Origin of the sequence: Streptomyces sp. NPDC008238 (assembly GCF_042956445.1) — a bacterium.
Classification (GTDB): Bacteria; Actinomycetota; Actinomycetes; order Streptomycetales; family Streptomycetaceae; genus Actinacidiphila.
In genome coordinates, this window is record NZ_JBIBGK010000006.1 from 264205 (window position 1) to 279135 (window position 14931).

The following is a 14931-nucleotide window of genomic DNA, read 5'->3' on the forward strand; positions in this document are numbered from 1 at the left end:
ATGCCGACGGATCGCGCGTCGGTTGCGGTAACGGCGGGTGACGGAAGGCCGAAGCGCACCCACCGGGCGCCCACACGTCTAGGCTGGTGCTGCGCGTTCGGGCGCCCCCCACGACACCGCTGCATTGGAGACCCCGCCATGGCCGCTGACCGCCTCGACCTGCCGCCGGTGAGGCTGCTGCCCGAGGAGGAGCTGGCGCGGTTCGCACTCGCCGTACCGCTCCTCGACCGCGCGGTACGACTGGCGCGCTGGTGCGCGCCGCACGTGACCGTCGACGCGATGGGGGAGCTGACCGCGGAGGACGTCCCGCGCGCCGTCCGTGAGCTGGGCCTGGAGGACGAGCCGGACGGCCCGGCGGACGCGGCGCAGGCCTGGGGCGTGGCCGTGGACGCCGGACTCGTCGACCTCGAGATCGAGGACGGCCCGGACGAGGACGACGAGGGCGACGAGGAGGCCGGCGCCGGGATCGTGGCCCTGGACGAGCCCGCGGGGCGCGCCGTGCCCGGCGAGGCGCTGCGGCGGCTGGACGCGGGCGGGCCGCGCGAGGTGCTGGAGGTGTGGCTGGCCGCGCTGGACACGGCGCTCGCCGAGGCCGCGACCCCCGACCTCGACGGCCTGATGGAGGAACTGGGCCCGGACGGCGAGGTCGACCTGGGCTCCCTGGACTGGGACCCGGAGGAGGAGGCCGAGTTCCTCGACGGCGCGCTCGCCAACCTCTACCTCTTCACCGCCATGGAGGACTCCGGCGGCGACGCCAAGGACGCCGTGCCGCTGCCGGTGCTGGCCGCCTCCCTCGTCGTCCCCGAGGACGTCGAGGAGCCGAGCGACGCCCTGCTGGAGGACGTCACCGAGGTGATGATGCGCCTCGACGAGCACTTCCGGCTCCTCACGACCACCGGGCTGCTGGAGTACCAGCCCCTGGACGAGGCGCTGATCGAGGAGGCCGAGTCGGAGGACGACGGCCCCGCCGAGGGCGCGGCGGTCTTCCCGGACGAGATCGGGCCGGAGGAGGTTTCCCGCTACGGCCTCGTGCGGCTGACGCCGCTCGGCCTGTACGGAGTGCGGACCCGGCTGGTCGACGCCGGCATGCACGCCCCGGCCGCCGGGGACCTGGCCGGGGAACCGGCCACGGTCCTCCTGGAGGCGCTGTTCCAGTACCCGGACCAGATCGCCCGCCGGGAGGCCGACGCGTGGCTCGGCAACCGCAAGCCGTACGACGCGGCCCGCGAGCTGCTGGAGGCGGCGCGCGGCGAGGACTGCAACGCGCCCGGCCGCCGGCTGGTGGCCCAGCAGACCCTGAGCCTGCTCGGCGACGAGGCCGAGCCGGCCCTGCGCGAGGTCCTGGCCGACCGCCAGCTCGGCGGACTGGCCCGGGTCTGGCTGACGGAGCGCGAGGCGGCGGACGTCCCGGCACCGGACGAGGACATGATCTTCTGGCTCACCGTCGACACCATCGCCGCGCAGCTCGACGCCGACGACGACCCCGAGTTGCTGCGCGAGCTGGTCACCGACCTCGTCGCCCGGCACGACGGGTTCTTCTCCGCCGCCTGGCGGGTGGACCACCCGGCGACCGCCGACGTGCTGGAGGCCATGGGGCGCATCCACCCCGACAAGCGGCTGGCCAAGGAGGCGCGCAAGGCAGCGTTCAAGGCCCGTTCGGCGGGAACCACGGCGCCCTGAGCGGCCCGCGGCCCTCCTCGCGGACCCCGCGGGGAGGGCGCGCGGGAGGCCCGAACGCTGCAGGGAATGGGTGCCGGAATGTCCCGCTCAGTTCAACTCCCGTTCGCCGCGGGACGGGAGCGTGGCTGCGGCAGAGCACCGACCTTGTGGCCTCAGGAGAGAACGATGCCTCTCACCCGCAGAGACTTCGCCAAGCGCACGGCGATCACCGGCGCAGGAGTCGCGCTGGCCGGAACCGTCGACGTCCTCGCGACCGCACCCGGCGCCCTCGCCGCCGAGGCACCGGCCACCGCCGCCGAGGCCGGCGCCTCCCGGCACCACGGCGGGCTGGGCTACGGCGAGCTGGTGCCGGACCCCAAGGGCATCCTCGCCCTGCCCAAGGGCTTCTCCTACCGGGTCATCACCCGGACCGGCGTCACCAAGCTGGAGTCCGGCGAGTCGACCCCCTCCAACCACGACGGCACCGCCACCTTCGAGGGCCTGCGCGGTGCCACGCTGCTCGCCAACAACCACGAGCTGGCCGGCGCCCGCGCCGACTGGCCGCACCCGGTCCCGCTGACCGAGGGCCTGGTCTACGACTCCGGCGCGGCGGGCGGCGTGACCATCGTCGAGGTCGCCCAGCACGGCGGCCACGTCGTGGAGTGGGTCGGCGTGGCCGGCACCGCCACCAACTGCGCGGGCGGCCGCACTCCTTGGGGCACCTGGCTGACCTGCGAGGAGACCGAGGACAAGGCCGGCAAGAACGGCTTCCTGAAGGACCACGGCTACGTCTTCGAGGTCGACCCGTACGACCGCAGGGCCAACCGCGACCCCAAGCCGATCAAGGCCCTGGGCCGCTACGCGCACGAGGCGGTCGTCGTCGACCCCAAGCGCGGCCACCTCTTCCTCACCGAGGACGCCTCCAACCCCAACGGCCTGTTCTTCCGCTGGACCCCGCCGGCCGGCTTCCACCACGGCCGCGGCAGGCTGCGCGCGCTGCCCGAGGACGCGGGCGTGCTGCAGGCCTTCAAGTGCTACGACTCGGGCGGCAGGTTGGTGGACGACCTGTCCCGCGCCACGAAGATCGGCGTGGTCTACGGCGTGGACTGGGTGGACGTCCCGGACCGCGACGCGAAGACGACCTCCGTCCGCAAGCAGTTCGCGGCCGGTGAGGTCACCCGGGCCCGCAAGCTGGAGGGCATGTGGTGGGGCGACGGCGGCGTGTACGTCGTCTCCTCCTACGCCCGCGAGGAGAGCCCGGGCGCGTCCCACGACGGTGCCGTGTGGTTCTACGACCCCAAGCGCCGCACCCTGACCCTCAAGGTCCTGCTGGGCGTCAACCCCGACCCGTCGGCCGACGGCGCCTTCGACGGCCCGGACAACATCACCGTCTCGCCCTACGGCGGCCTGGTCATCGCCGAGGACGGCGAGGGCGTGCAGCACCTGTTCGGCGCGCTCGGCGACGGCCGTACCTACCCGATCGCCCGCAACGAGCTCAACATCGGCACCGCGGAGGAGCCGGAGTACAGCGAGTTCACCGGGGTGACCTTCTCGCCCGACGGCAGGACGCTGTTCGCCAACATCCAGGACCCGGGCATCATGCTGGCCGTCACCGGCCCCTGGCGCCGCCAGGGCCACGGCGGAGCCTGCTGAGACCCGACCGCGTCACCCGCGCCCGGTGGTCCGTGCCCCGCACGGACCACCGGGCGCGACCGCGTCGCTCAGAGCGCCTGCGCGGCGGGCTTGACCATGCCCTTGACGGTGCGGGAGTCGACGAAGTCGCCCATCGCCGTCATCTCCCACTCGCCGGAGAACTGGCGGATGAACTTGGCCATCATCACGCCCGTGCGCGGCTCGGCGCCGGTGAGGTCGAAGCGCACCAGCTCCTCGCCCGTCGTGCCGTCCATCAGCCGGCAGTAGGCCTTGGCCACCTGGTTGAACTTCTGGCCGGAGAAGGAGTTCACGGTGAAGACCAGCCCCGTGACCTCGGGCGGCAGCCCGCCGAGATGGACGGTGATGACCTCGTCGTCGCCCGCGCCCTCGCCGGTGAGGTTGTCGCCGGAGTGCTGGACCGCGCCGTTGAGGATCGTGAGCCGGCCGAAGTAGCAGGACTCGATGTGGTTGCGCTGCGGCCCGTACGCGATGACCGAGGCGTCCAGGTCGATGTCCTTGCCGCGGTAGGCGGGCTCCCAGCCCAGGCCCATGCGGACCGAGGCCATCAGCGGCTTGCCGCCCTTGACCAGGGAGACCGTCTGGTGCTTCTGGAGGTTGACGCGGCCCTTGTCCAGGTTGATCTTGCCCGTGCCGGCCGGCGGGGCGGGCGGGGCCGGGGGCGCGGGGGGCGGCGTCACGGCGGCCGCCGCCGGGGCGGGCGGCGGGGGAGCCATGGGCGGTGCCTGGGGTGCCTGCGGCGCGGCGGCCGCGGGCTCGTCGACGGAGACGCCGAAGTCGGTGGCGATGCCCGCAAGACCGTTCGCGTACCCCTGGCCGACCGCGCGGGCCTTCCAGGCGCCGGAGCGGCGGTAGACCTCCACCACCACGAGCGCGGTCTCGCTGCTCAGCCCGGACGGGGTGAAGGTGGCGAGGACGGTGCCGCTGTCGGCGTCCCGCAGCGTCGCCGTCGGCTCGGTGCCGGCGAAGGTGGCCCCGGGCGCGTCGGGGCTCGCCGTCACGACGATCTTCTCGATGCCGGCGGGCACGGCCGCGGTGTCGACCGTGATGGCGTCGGGGGAGGTGCCGCCACCGGACCGGTAGGTCACACCCGGCCCCGCGGGCTGGTTGTAGAAGACGAAGTCGTCGTCGGATCGCACCTTGCCGTCGGCGGCGATCAGGAGGCCCGAGACGTCCAGCCGCACGGGCGCGGATACCTCCACTGTCACGCGCGCCGCGGAGAGCGGGATGTTCGAGCCGGGTGTCATTGCGGTCATGTTCCGCTTAACGATCGTTACGGGTTTACGGTTCCATTACCGAACGGGCTTTTCACGTGTCACGCATCGCGGTGGTCGGCGGGTGGCGGTCCCGGCGGGCCTGGCCGACGAAAGCGGAGGCGGCCGGGGTGCGCGATGTCGTGGCGGAGCGGTTCGGCCGGGTGGCCGTGCCGGCCGGCAACGCGGGCGGGAACCTCGCGCTCGCGCACCGGCTCCTCCCCGGGCGCCGCCCACGTCACCGCGCGGATCCACTGGGGGCGGCCCCGGTCAGTGCGGCCAGATGGGCGGGTGCGTGGTGAAGTGGCCGCCGAGGTGGGCGTGGTCGGGGTTCGCCGGGTCGAGTTCGCCCTGCTCGGCGACGAGCTTCGCAGCGAAGGGCTCGGAGTCGTCCTGCGGCTCGTAGCCCAGCGCCCGCGCGGAGGACAGGTCCCACCACAGCCGGGTGTTGGCGCTGCTGCCGTAGACGACGGTGTGCCCGACGCCCTCGGCGGTGAGGGCGGCGTGGAAGAGCCGTGCGCCGTCCTCGGGGCTCATCCAGACCGACAGCATGCGCACGGACGTCGGCTCCCGGAAGCAGGAGCCGATGCGGACGGAGACGGTCTCCAGGCCGTGCAGGTCCCAGTAGAGCTGGGCCAGGTCCTCGCCGAAGCCCTTGGACAGGCCGTAGAAGGTGTCGGGGCGCCGCGGGGTGTCGACCGGGATCAGCGGGTCGTTTCCGACCGGGCGCGGGGTGAAGCCGACGGCGTGGTTGCTGGAGGCGAAGACGATCCGCGGCACGCCCTCCTCGCGGGCGGCCTCGTAGAGGTTGTACGTGCCCTCGACGTTGGCGCGCAGGATCTTCTCGAAGGGGGCTTCCAGGGAGATGCCCGCGAGGTGGATGATCGCGTCGACCCCGCGCACGGCCTCGCGCAGGGCGGCGCGGTCGGCCAGGTCCGCGGTGATCGCGTCGGGCGCGCCCTCGACGGGCAGCATGTCGAGGAGGCGCAGCTCGTAGCCGTGAGCCGGCAGCAGCTCGCGCATCAGGGTGCCCAGGCCGCCTGCGGCGCCGGTCAGCAGGACGGTGCGGGGAGCGGGCATGCGCGGGTCTCCTCGATCGAACGTCCACGTTCATGGACGTTATTCATATTCATGGACACGCTAAAGAGCGCTTGTCGAAGCGTCAAGACTCCACCACCTGCGGCTGTCTTCCTTGACCCTTCCTCCTGTGCTGCTTTAGCGTGAACGCGTTCATGAATATGGACATCGATCAGATGAGCGCACAGACGCCAGTCCTCAGGGAGAACCCGATGACCGATGCCGCCTCACTGTCCGCGCGCCTCGACGGCCTGCTGTTCTTCCCCGTGACGCCCTTCGGCCCGGACGGCGCCGTCGACCTGGAGGTCTTCCGCGCGCACGTGCGCCGCGGGATCGAGGCCGGGGCCGGAGCGGTCTTCGCGTGCTGCGGCACCGGCGAGTTCCACGCGCTGACGCCGGAGGAGTTCCGCGCCTGCGTCGGCGCGGCCGTCGAGGAGTCCGCGGGTCGCGTCCCCGTCGTCGCCGGCGCCGGCTACGGCACGGCCCTGGCCCTGCAGTTCGCGCGTCTCGCCGAGGACGCGGGCGCCGACGGACTGCTCGCCATGCCCCCGTACCTCGTCGTCGCCGACCAGGCCGGACTGCTGCGGCACTACGCGGCGCTCGCCGCGGGCACCTCCCTCGATGTCATCGTCTACCAGCGCGACAACGCCGTCCTCACCCCCGCGACCGTCGCCGAACTCGCCCGCATCCCGCGCGTCATCGGCCTCAAGGACGGCGTCGGCGACCTCGACCTGATGCAGCGCATCATCAGCGCCGTCCGCAGTACCGTCCCCGACCGCGACTTCCGCTACTTCAACGGCCTCCCCACCGCCGAACTCACCGGCCTCGCCTACCGCGGCATCGGCGTCACCCTCTACTCCTCCGCCGTCTTCTGCTTCGCGCCCGAGATCGCCCTCGCCTTCCACCGCGCCCTGACCGGCGGCGACGACGCCACCGTCAACGCCCTCCTCGACGGCTTCTACCGGCCCCTGGTGGAACTGCGCCAGCAGGGCCGCGGCTACGCCGTCTCCCTGGTCAAGGCCGGTGTCCGGCTGCGCGGGCTCGACGCCGGCGAGGTGCGCCCGCCGCTGTCCGAGCCCTCACCCGCGCACATCAAGGAACTCGCCGAACTCATCGACCGCGGCCTCGCCCTGCTCGGCGAGGACTGACGTACCGTGACCCGCGTCAACCCCCTTCACCAGGAGCCGCGTTGAGAGCCTCCACCTTCGTCTACCCGTGGGACGTCATCGGCGACCCGGAGGCGGCGGACCGCATAGCCGGCCTCGGCGTCCAGCAGGTCACCCTCGCCTCCGCCTACCACTCCACGCGGGCGCTGACCCCCCGCCACCCCGGGCACCGCGTCGTCACCGCGCGCCACGCAGCCGTGCTCTACCCGCCCGGCGAGCGCCGCTGGGCGGGACGCGCCCTGCGGCCGTACACCCAGGACTGGGCGGGCGCCGAGGACGCCTACGGCGAGGCCGCCCGGGCCCTTCAGGCGGCCGGACTGGACGTGCACTCCTGGGTCGTGCTCGCCCACAACTCCCGCCTCGGGGACGAGCACCCCCGGGTGAGCGTGCGCAACGCCTACGGCGACCGCTACCCCTGGGCGCCGTGCATCGCCCAGCCGGAGGTGCGCGAGTACCTCGTCGACCTGGCGGCGGAGGCCGCGGTGCGGCCGGGGACCGGGACGGGCGGCACGGAACTGGAGTCCTGCGGCTGGTACGGCTTCGCGCACCTGCACGCCCACGACAAGGTCGGCGGGGTCCCGCTGCCCGGGGCCGCGCAGTACCTGATGTCCCTGTGCTTCTGCGCCGCGTGCGAGGCGGGGTACGCCGGGCTCGGCGCGGACCCGGACGCGCTGCGGGCGGCCGTGCGGGGCGCCCTGGCGCCGGTCTGGGCGGGGGAGTGGACCCCCGGGGCCGACGAGTGGGCCGACGTCGAGAAGCTGCTCGGGGCGGACCTCGCGGGGCTCACCATGGCGTGGCGGGGCCCCGTCGCGCGGGAGTTGCAGCGGGCGGCGGTGGAGGCGGTACGGGCGGCCGCGGCAGCGGCCGCGGCACCGGGGTTCCGGGTACTGCTGCACGCGGACCCGAACGCGCATCGCTGCGGGGCCAATGTGGGTGTCGACCCGGGGTACGTCCTGGGGCACGCGGACGGGCTCGTGCTGCCCGGGGTGGACCTGGTCGCGGCCTGCGCGCGGCTCGCCGGTGCGGGTGTGGGGGCCGGGTCCGTGCTGGCGGCCAACTTCCCCGTGGTCGCCGGGATGGGGGGCAGCCCCGGCACGCTGGTCGAGGACGCGGCGCGGGCCGCCGCGGCGGGGGCGACGGAGTTGCGGCTCTACCACGCGGGGCTCGCGTCCGCGGGTGATCTGGCGGCGGTGCGTGCGTTTTTGGCGGGCGCGGGCTGAGGCTTGCACCTCCTGCGCCGGGTGATTGTGGTTGCGGCCCGTTACTGTGTGCGGCGCCGCTGTGGTTGCTGTTGCGGTTTCTCCCCCGCCCTCCCGCCCGATTGCCCGGCGCGATTGGTGCGGGCCCGCGCACGTTGTGGTGGGGTCGGCGCCGCGCCGGCGCACGTCCTCAACGCTCGCGGTTTACCCCTACATCATTCGGCACCGGGTCCGCCGCTCGTCGTTTCCGGGCGCACCCCGACACACCCCCTCCGGCCGGTATGGGCGCACAACGGCCGGTGAGGGGTACGAGGGCAGCCCAGGGCACCCCGAACCGCCCTCTGACCCCCACGGCCCCACGGTGCAAGCCCGCATCATTCGGCACCGCGTATGCCGCTCGTCTTCCTCAGTCTCCGGCCAGGGGGAGCACCCCGACACACCCCCTCCCGTCGTATGGGCGCACAACGGCCGGTGGGGGGTGTGGAGGTAGCCCGGGGTTGCCCCGGACCGCTCTCTGACCCCCACGGCCCCACGGGTCCAGCCCGCATCGTTCGGCACCGGGTCCGCCGCCCGTCTTCCCCAGCCTTCGGCCAGGGGGAGCACCCCGCCACACCCCCTCCTCTCGTATGGGCGCACAACGGCCGGTCGGGGGTCAGATAGGCGTGCGGGGGTACCCGGAACCGCCCTCTGACCCCCACAGCCCCGCCGCTCGAAACCGCACCATTCAGCACCGGGACTGCCGCCCGTCTTCTCCAGCTTTCGGCCAGGTGCGCGGATCAAGGGGAAGAGCGGCCGACCCTGCGCGGCATGACGTTGGCGTCAGTCGCCCAGTCCAGAGGAGGGGGTAGGGAGGCCTTCACATTGGCGCGCGACCACCGGCCGTGCGGGTGCCCAAAGTAGACAGGGGCGACAACCCCGGACCGCCGCCCCACACTCACCTCCCGTCGTGCGCCCACACAGGAGGAGGGGACGTGTCGGGGTGCTCCGCCTCGCCGAAGGCTGGGAACGAGGGGCGAACCCTGAACTGAGCGATCCGGGCTGGAATCGCGGGGTCGTGAGGGGGCACAGGGCGGTTCGGGGCGCCCCGGATTGCCTTCTGACCCCCGCCGGCCAATGTGCGCGCCAACCGGCCGGAGGGGGTGTGTCGGGGTGCGCCCGGAAACGACGAGCGGCGGACCCGGCGCCCGAGGATGTGGCGGTAAACCGCGAGCGTTCTGGGGGTCCCCCCGGCCGAAGGTTGGGGGAGTGCGCCGGCGCGGCGCCGACCCCACCACAACACAGCGCGGGCCCGCACCAATCGCGCCGGATGGGGGTCCCCCCGGCCGAAGGCTGGGGGAGGGCGGGAGGGTGGGGAGAAACCGCAACCCCAGCCACAAACAACCCGCACACAACCACAACCCGGTGCAGGCGCCCCCGGCGCGACCCATTGACGAACCCCGCCCCCAGCCCTACCTTCGTCGCGTCGTACTTCGTACGTCATATATGAGACGCCATACGCGAGACCCGAAAGAGCCCCCATGGACCTGCTCGCCGGCGCCGCGCCGACGCCGATTCCGTCCCGTACCCAGGTCGTGCTGGAAACGATCAAGCACGGGATCCTGACCGGGCGCCTGAAGCCCGGTCAGGCACTCGTGGAGGCCGAGCTGGCCGCGCAGTTCGGGGTGTCGAAGACGCCTGTGCGGGAGGCGCTGAAGACGCTCGCGGGGACCGGGCTGGTCGTGATGAGCCAGTACAAGGGCGTGACCGTGCGGACCGTGGACGCGGAGATGGCGCGTCAGGTGTACGACGTGCGGCTGCTGCTGGAGCCGGAGGCCCTGCGCCGTACGGTCACGCACCGCGCCCCGCTGGACGCCGCGCGGGACGCGCTGTCGCGGGCCGACGAGGCGGCGGACCGGGCCGACCGGTCGCTCGCCAACCGGGAGTTCCACCGGGCGCTGTACACGCCGTGCGGCAACCCCCTGCTGGCGCGGATGCTGGACGACGTACGGGACCAGGCGGCCCTGGTCTCCGCGGTGGTCTGGCAGGAGACGCCGTCGTGGGAGCAGGAGGCCCGCGAGCACCGGGAGATCCTGGCGCTGGCCGTGGACGGGGACGCGGACGGCGCGGCGCGGCTGCTCCACGACCACATCGCGAGCTTCGTGGCCCGGGCGTTCCCCGGTGGCGACGACGACGGGCCGGCCCGTTAGCCGCGGGCGCGCGGGGGTGAGGGGACGGCCCCCCGCGCGTACGCTTCCGCCGCGTCCCGACCCCGCAGTCACCCGAGTTGAAGGGCAACCGCATGTCATTCGCAGAGCAGTCGTCGGCGCTCGCCGACGTGGTGGCGATCCCGGTGACCCCGTTCGGCGCGGACGGGGGCGTGGAGCGCGCCGCGTACCGGGCGTTGCTGCGCCGGCTGCTCGACAGCGGGGTGCGGACGGTGACGCCGAACGGCAACACCGGGGAGTTCTACGCCCTCGACCCGGCCGAGCGGCGGCTGGTCGTCGAGCTGACGATGGCGGAGGCGGACCCGGGCACCCAGGTCGTGGTGGGCGTCGGCCACGACGTGCCGACCGCGGTGGCCGCCGCGCGGCACGCGCGGGACGCCGGGGCGCGGATGGTGATGGTGCACCAGCCGGTCCACCCGTACGTGTCGCCGGAGGGCTGGGTGGACTACCACCGCGCGATCGCGGAGGCCGTCCCGGAGACCGGGGTCGTGCCGTACGTCCGCAACCCGGCGCTGGGCGGCGGACTGATCGCACGCCTCGGCGAGCTGTGCCCGAACGTCATCGGGGTGAAGTACGCGGTGCCCGACGCCGCCCGTTTCGCGGCGGTGGCGCGGGACGCGGGGCTGGACCGCTTCACGTGGGTCGCGGGCCTCGCCGAGCTGTACGCCCCCGCGTACTGGGCGGTCGGCGCGACCGGCTTCACCTCGGGCCTGGTCAACGTCGCGCCCCGGGTGTCGCTGGAGATGCTGCGCGCGCTGCGCGACGGCGACTACGCGGCGGCGATGAAGGTGTGGGAGCAGATCAGGGAGTTCGAGGAACTCCGGGCCGAGCAGGGTTCCGCCGACAACGTGTCGGTGGTGAAGGAGGCGCTCGCGGCGCTGGGGCTGTGCCGCCGCGAGGTGCGCCCGCCCAGCCGGGCGCTGAGCGTGGACCGGCGAGAGCGGGTGGCCGCGCTCGTCGCCGGCTGGGACGTGTGAGCCGGGAGGGGACGGAGGGCCGCCATGGAGAAGCCGGAAGAGCTCCGCAGCCACCAGTGGTACGGGACGGAGGGCCTGCGCTCGTTCAGCCACCGGGCCCGCACCCGGCAGCTGGGCTACCTGCCCGAGGAGCACCTGGGCAAGCCGGTGATCGCGGTCCTCAACACCTGGAGCGACATCAACCCCTGCCACGTGCACCTGCGCGACCGGGCCCAGGCGGTCAAGCGCGGGGTGTGGCAGGCGGGCGGCTTCCCCCTGGAGTTCCCCGTCGCGACGCTGTCGGAGACGTTCCAGAAGCCGACGCCCATGCTCTACCGCAACCTGCTCGCGATGGAGACCGAGGAGCTGCTGCGTTCCTATCCCGTGGACGGGGCGGTCCTGATGGGCGGCTGCGACAAGTCCACGCCCGCGCTGCTCATGGGGGCCGCGAGCGCCGGCCTGCCGGCGGTGTTCGTGCCGGCCGGGCCCATGCTGCCCGGGCACTGGCGCACCGAGGTGCTGGGTTCGGGCACGGACATGTGGAAGTACTGGGACGACAAGCGGGCCGGGCTCATCGGCGACTGCGAGATGGCCGAACTGGAGAGCGGGCTGGCCCGTTCGCCCGGTCACTGCATGACCATGGGCACCGCCTCCACGCTGACCGCCGCGGCGGAGGCGCTGGGGATGACGATGCCCGGCGCCTCGTCGATCCCCGCCGTCGACTCCGGGCACGACCGCATGGCGGCGGCCTCCGGGAGGCGGATCGTCGGCATGGTGCGGGAGGACCTGCGCCCCTCGGCGATCCTGACCCGGGAGGCGTACGAGGACGCGGTGGCGACGGTGCTCGCGCTCGGCGGTTCGACCAACGCCGTGATCCACCTGATCGCGATGGCGGGCCGCAGCGGTGTGCCGCTGACGCTGGACGACTTCGACCGCGTCGCCCGCACGGTGCCGGTGCTGGCGAACCTCCGCCCTGGCGGGCGGTACCTGATGGAGGACTTCCACTTCGCGGGCGGCCTCCCCGGGTTCCTGACCCGGCTGCGGGACGCGGGCGTCCTCCACCTCGACCGGCCCACCGTCGCGCACGCGACCCTGCGCGAGCAGCTGGCCGGGGCGCTCGTCCACGACGACGACGTGATCCGCCCGCTGGAGAACCCGCTCGCGGCCGAGGGCGGCGTCGCCGTCCTGCGCGGCAACCTGTGCCCGGACGGCGCGGTCATCAAGCACATCGCCGCGGAGCCGCACCTGCTCAAGCACACCGGTCCGGCCGTGGTGTTCGACGACTACCGGACGCTGCAGCGCACCATCGACGACCCGGGGCTCGGCATCACCGAGGACAGCGTCCTCGTGCTGCGGGGCTCAGGCCCGCTCGGCGGACCGGGCATGCCCGAGTACGGGATGCTGCCGCTGCCCGGCCACCTCCTGAAGAAGGGGGTGCGGGACATGGTGCGGATCTCCGACGCCCGGATGAGCGGCACGAGTTACGGCGCGTGCGTGCTGCACGTGGCGCCCGAGTCGCACGTGGGCGGCCCGCTCGCCCTCGTCCGCACCGGGGACCCGATCACCCTGGACGTCCACGCGCGCACCCTGCGCCTGGAGGTCGACGACGCCGAACTCGAACGCCGCCGCGCGCAGTGGCAGGCGCCGCCGCCCCGCTACGGACGCGGGTACGGCGCGCTGTACCAGGACCAGATCACCCAGGCCGACTCCGGCTGCGACTTCCGCTTCCTGGCCCGGCCCGGAGAAGTGCCGGAGCCCTACGCGGGCTGACGCCCCGCCGCGCACCACCCCGCACTGCCCTCACCGCCACCGCGCCCGTGGCGGCCCCGCACCACTCGGCAAGCGCTTTCCCCGTACCCGTACGAAGGAGTACCGGTCATGGCCACAGCCGTGGCGAAACCACCCCGGCCCCCGCGGCGCCGGCCGTCCGGCGCGGCCCGGCGCACCCCGTACCTGCTGATCGCCCCCGCCGTGCTGCTGATGCTGGGCTTCATCGCCTACCCGATGGTGAGCGTCCTCTACTACAGCCTCCGGGACCACAACGTCACCAAGCCCTGGCGGAACGGCTTCGCCGGCCTCGGCAACTTCCGCCGGATCCTCTTCGACGACCCGCTGTTCTGGCAGAGCCTGCTCTTCAGCCTCAAGTGGGTCGCCGCGGAGGTGGGACTGCAGCTCGCCCTCGGGCTGGCGCTGGCCCTGGTCGTCAACCAGACCTTCGTCGGGCGCGGCCTCTCGCGCGCCCTGGTCTTCTCGCCGTGGGCCGTCTCCGGCGTGCTGACCACCACGATCTGGATGCTGCTGTACAACCCCGCCACCGGCATCAGCCGCTACCTCGCGGACGCCGGCATCGGCGAGTACGGCACCTCGGTGCTGTCCGACCCCGCCACCGTCTTCCCGGCCGCCGTCCTGGCCGAACTGTGGCGCGGCGTACCGTTCTTCGCCATCCTCATCCTCGCCGACCTGCAGTCGATCCCGGACGAGCTGTACGAGGCGGCCGCGGTCGACGGCGCGGGCCGCCTCCGGCGGTTCCGCCACATCACGCTGCCCCACCTGCGGGACGCCATCGTGCTGTCCACGCTGCTGCGCGGGGTGTGGGAGTTCAACAACGTCGACCTGCTCTACACGCTCACCGGCGGCGGTCCCGCCGGGTCGACGACCACGCTGCCGCTGTACGTCGCCAACACCGGCATCGACGGCCACGACTTCGGCTACGCGTCCGCGCTCACCACGGTCGCCTTCGTGATCCTCCTGTTCTGCTCCATCGTCTACCTGCGGCTCAGCAAGTTCGGGGGCGACCGGGCATGACCACCACCGTGCCGGAGACCAACGGCGTCCCCCTGCCCCGCGTGGCCCCCGCCGCGCGGCCCGACGGCGGCGGTGGCGGCACCGGGCCGCGCCGCGGACGCCGGGCGCTCACCGCGGGCGCGCCCCGCTGGCAGATCTACCTGCCGCTGGGCCTGTACCTGCTGTTCACGCTCGTCCCCTTCTACTGGATGCTGCTGTTCGCGCTGCGCCCCTCGGGGTCCACCTCACTGGTGCCGTGGCCGGCCACCACGGCGCACTTCTCGAAGGTGTGGAACGACCTCGGCTTCGCCGTGTTCTTCAAGAACAGCCTGCTCATCGGCATCGCCACGCTCCTGATGACCACCGTGATCGCCCTGCTCGGCGGCTACGCGCTGGCCCGCTTCGACTTCCGCGCCAAGCGCGCCTTCCTGCTGGCCCTGCTGTGCTCGCAGTTCATCCCGGGCGCGCTGATGCTGGTGCCGCTGTTCCAGATCTTCAGCGAACTGCGCATGATCGACTCGCTGTGGAGCGTCATCGTCGCCGAGACGGTCTTCCAGCTGCCCCTGTCGATCATCCTCATCAGCGGCTTCATCAAGAACGTGCCCGTGTCGCTGGAGGAGGCCGCCTGGGTCGACGGCTGCGGCAGGATCCGCGCCTTCTGCGCGGTGGTGCTGCCGCTGCTGCGCCCGGGGCTGATCGCGGTGGGCTCCTTCGCCTTCGTGCACAGCTGGAACCACTTCCTCTTCTCGCTGATGTTCCTCAGCACGCAGGAGAAGTACACGATCCCCGTCGGCCTCAGCTACACCATCGGCTCCGGCGAGAGCGTCGAGCTCGGGACGCTCGCCGCGGGCGGCGTCGTGGCCGCCGTGCCCGTCGTCATCGTCTTCGCGTTCATCCAGAAGTGGCTGGTCACCGGCTTCAGCGCGGGTGCCGTCAAGGGCTGAGGCCCGGCCGGTCACCCG

11 protein-coding genes are annotated in these 14931 nt (G+C 73.2%); 9 read left to right on the forward strand and 2 right to left on the reverse strand.

Features of this window, described 5'->3' with window-relative positions; all coding sequences use genetic code 11:
- The first annotated feature begins 138 nt into the window (after positions 1-138).
- Together ACFZAU_RS17080 and ACFZAU_RS17085 are read left to right on the forward strand one after the other, a co-directional pair.
- Positions 139-1680 (forward strand): hypothetical protein, encoded by a 1542-nt coding sequence (locus ACFZAU_RS17080; RefSeq protein ID WP_500552792.1) that lies wholly within the window; start codon positions 139-141, stop codon positions 1678-1680.
- Positions 1681-1845: 165 nt separating this feature from the next.
- Complete coding sequence (locus ACFZAU_RS17085) at positions 1846-3312, forward strand: alkaline phosphatase PhoX (protein WP_500552793.1); 1467 nt, start codon at positions 1846-1848, stop codon at positions 3310-3312.
- A 68-nt stretch (positions 3313-3380) separates the two neighbouring features.
- Here the strand turns inward: ACFZAU_RS17085 and ACFZAU_RS17090 are convergent, their stop codons facing one another.
- The gene (locus ACFZAU_RS17090; protein WP_500552837.1) at positions 3381-4577 is read right to left on the reverse strand and encodes a TerD family protein; all 1197 of its coding nucleotides are present in this window, start codon (positions 4575-4577) and stop codon (positions 3381-3383) included.
- Between the two features lie 276 nt (positions 4578-4853).
- Positions 4854-5663: an NAD-dependent epimerase/dehydratase family protein gene (locus tag ACFZAU_RS17095; protein WP_500552794.1), complete on the reverse strand. Its 810-nt coding sequence runs from the start codon at positions 5661-5663 to the stop codon at positions 4854-4856.
- A 209-nt stretch (positions 5664-5872) separates the two neighbouring features.
- Between ACFZAU_RS17095 and ACFZAU_RS17100 the strand changes: the two genes are divergently transcribed.
- The 7 genes from ACFZAU_RS17100 (at position 5873) to ACFZAU_RS17130 (ending at position 14913) form a co-directional block, all read left to right on the forward strand.
- Positions 5873-6808 (forward strand): 5-dehydro-4-deoxyglucarate dehydratase, encoded by a 936-nt coding sequence (locus tag ACFZAU_RS17100; RefSeq protein WP_499606168.1) that lies wholly within the window; start codon positions 5873-5875, stop codon positions 6806-6808.
- Positions 6809-6849: 41 nt separating this feature from the next.
- On the forward strand, positions 6850-8046 hold the full coding sequence (locus tag ACFZAU_RS17105; protein ID WP_500552795.1) for a hypothetical protein: 1197 nt from the start codon (positions 6850-6852) through the stop codon (positions 8044-8046).
- 1496 nt (positions 8047-9542) lie between these two features.
- A complete protein-coding gene (locus ACFZAU_RS17110) occupies positions 9543-10211 on the forward strand; it encodes a GntR family transcriptional regulator (protein WP_500552796.1) in 669 nt (222 codons plus the stop codon).
- A 92-nt stretch (positions 10212-10303) separates the two neighbouring features.
- Positions 10304-11206, forward strand: coding sequence for a dihydrodipicolinate synthase family protein (locus tag ACFZAU_RS17115; protein ID WP_500552797.1), 903 nt, complete (start codon positions 10304-10306; stop codon positions 11204-11206).
- Between the two features lie 24 nt (positions 11207-11230).
- Positions 11231-12955 carry an L-arabinonate dehydratase gene (araD, locus tag ACFZAU_RS17120; protein ID WP_500552798.1) on the forward strand — a complete coding sequence of 575 codons (1725 nt, stop codon included), beginning with the start codon at positions 11231-11233 and terminating at the stop codon, positions 12953-12955.
- Between the two features lie 108 nt (positions 12956-13063).
- Positions 13064-13990, forward strand: coding sequence for a carbohydrate ABC transporter permease (locus ACFZAU_RS17125; RefSeq protein ID WP_500552799.1), 927 nt, complete (start codon positions 13064-13066; stop codon positions 13988-13990).
- Complete coding sequence (locus ACFZAU_RS17130; protein ID WP_499606175.1) at positions 13987-14913, forward strand: carbohydrate ABC transporter permease; 927 nt, start codon at positions 13987-13989, stop codon at positions 14911-14913. Before ACFZAU_RS17125 ends, ACFZAU_RS17130 begins: the two co-directional genes overlap by 4 nt.
- The last annotated feature ends 18 nt before the right edge of the window (positions 14914-14931 follow it).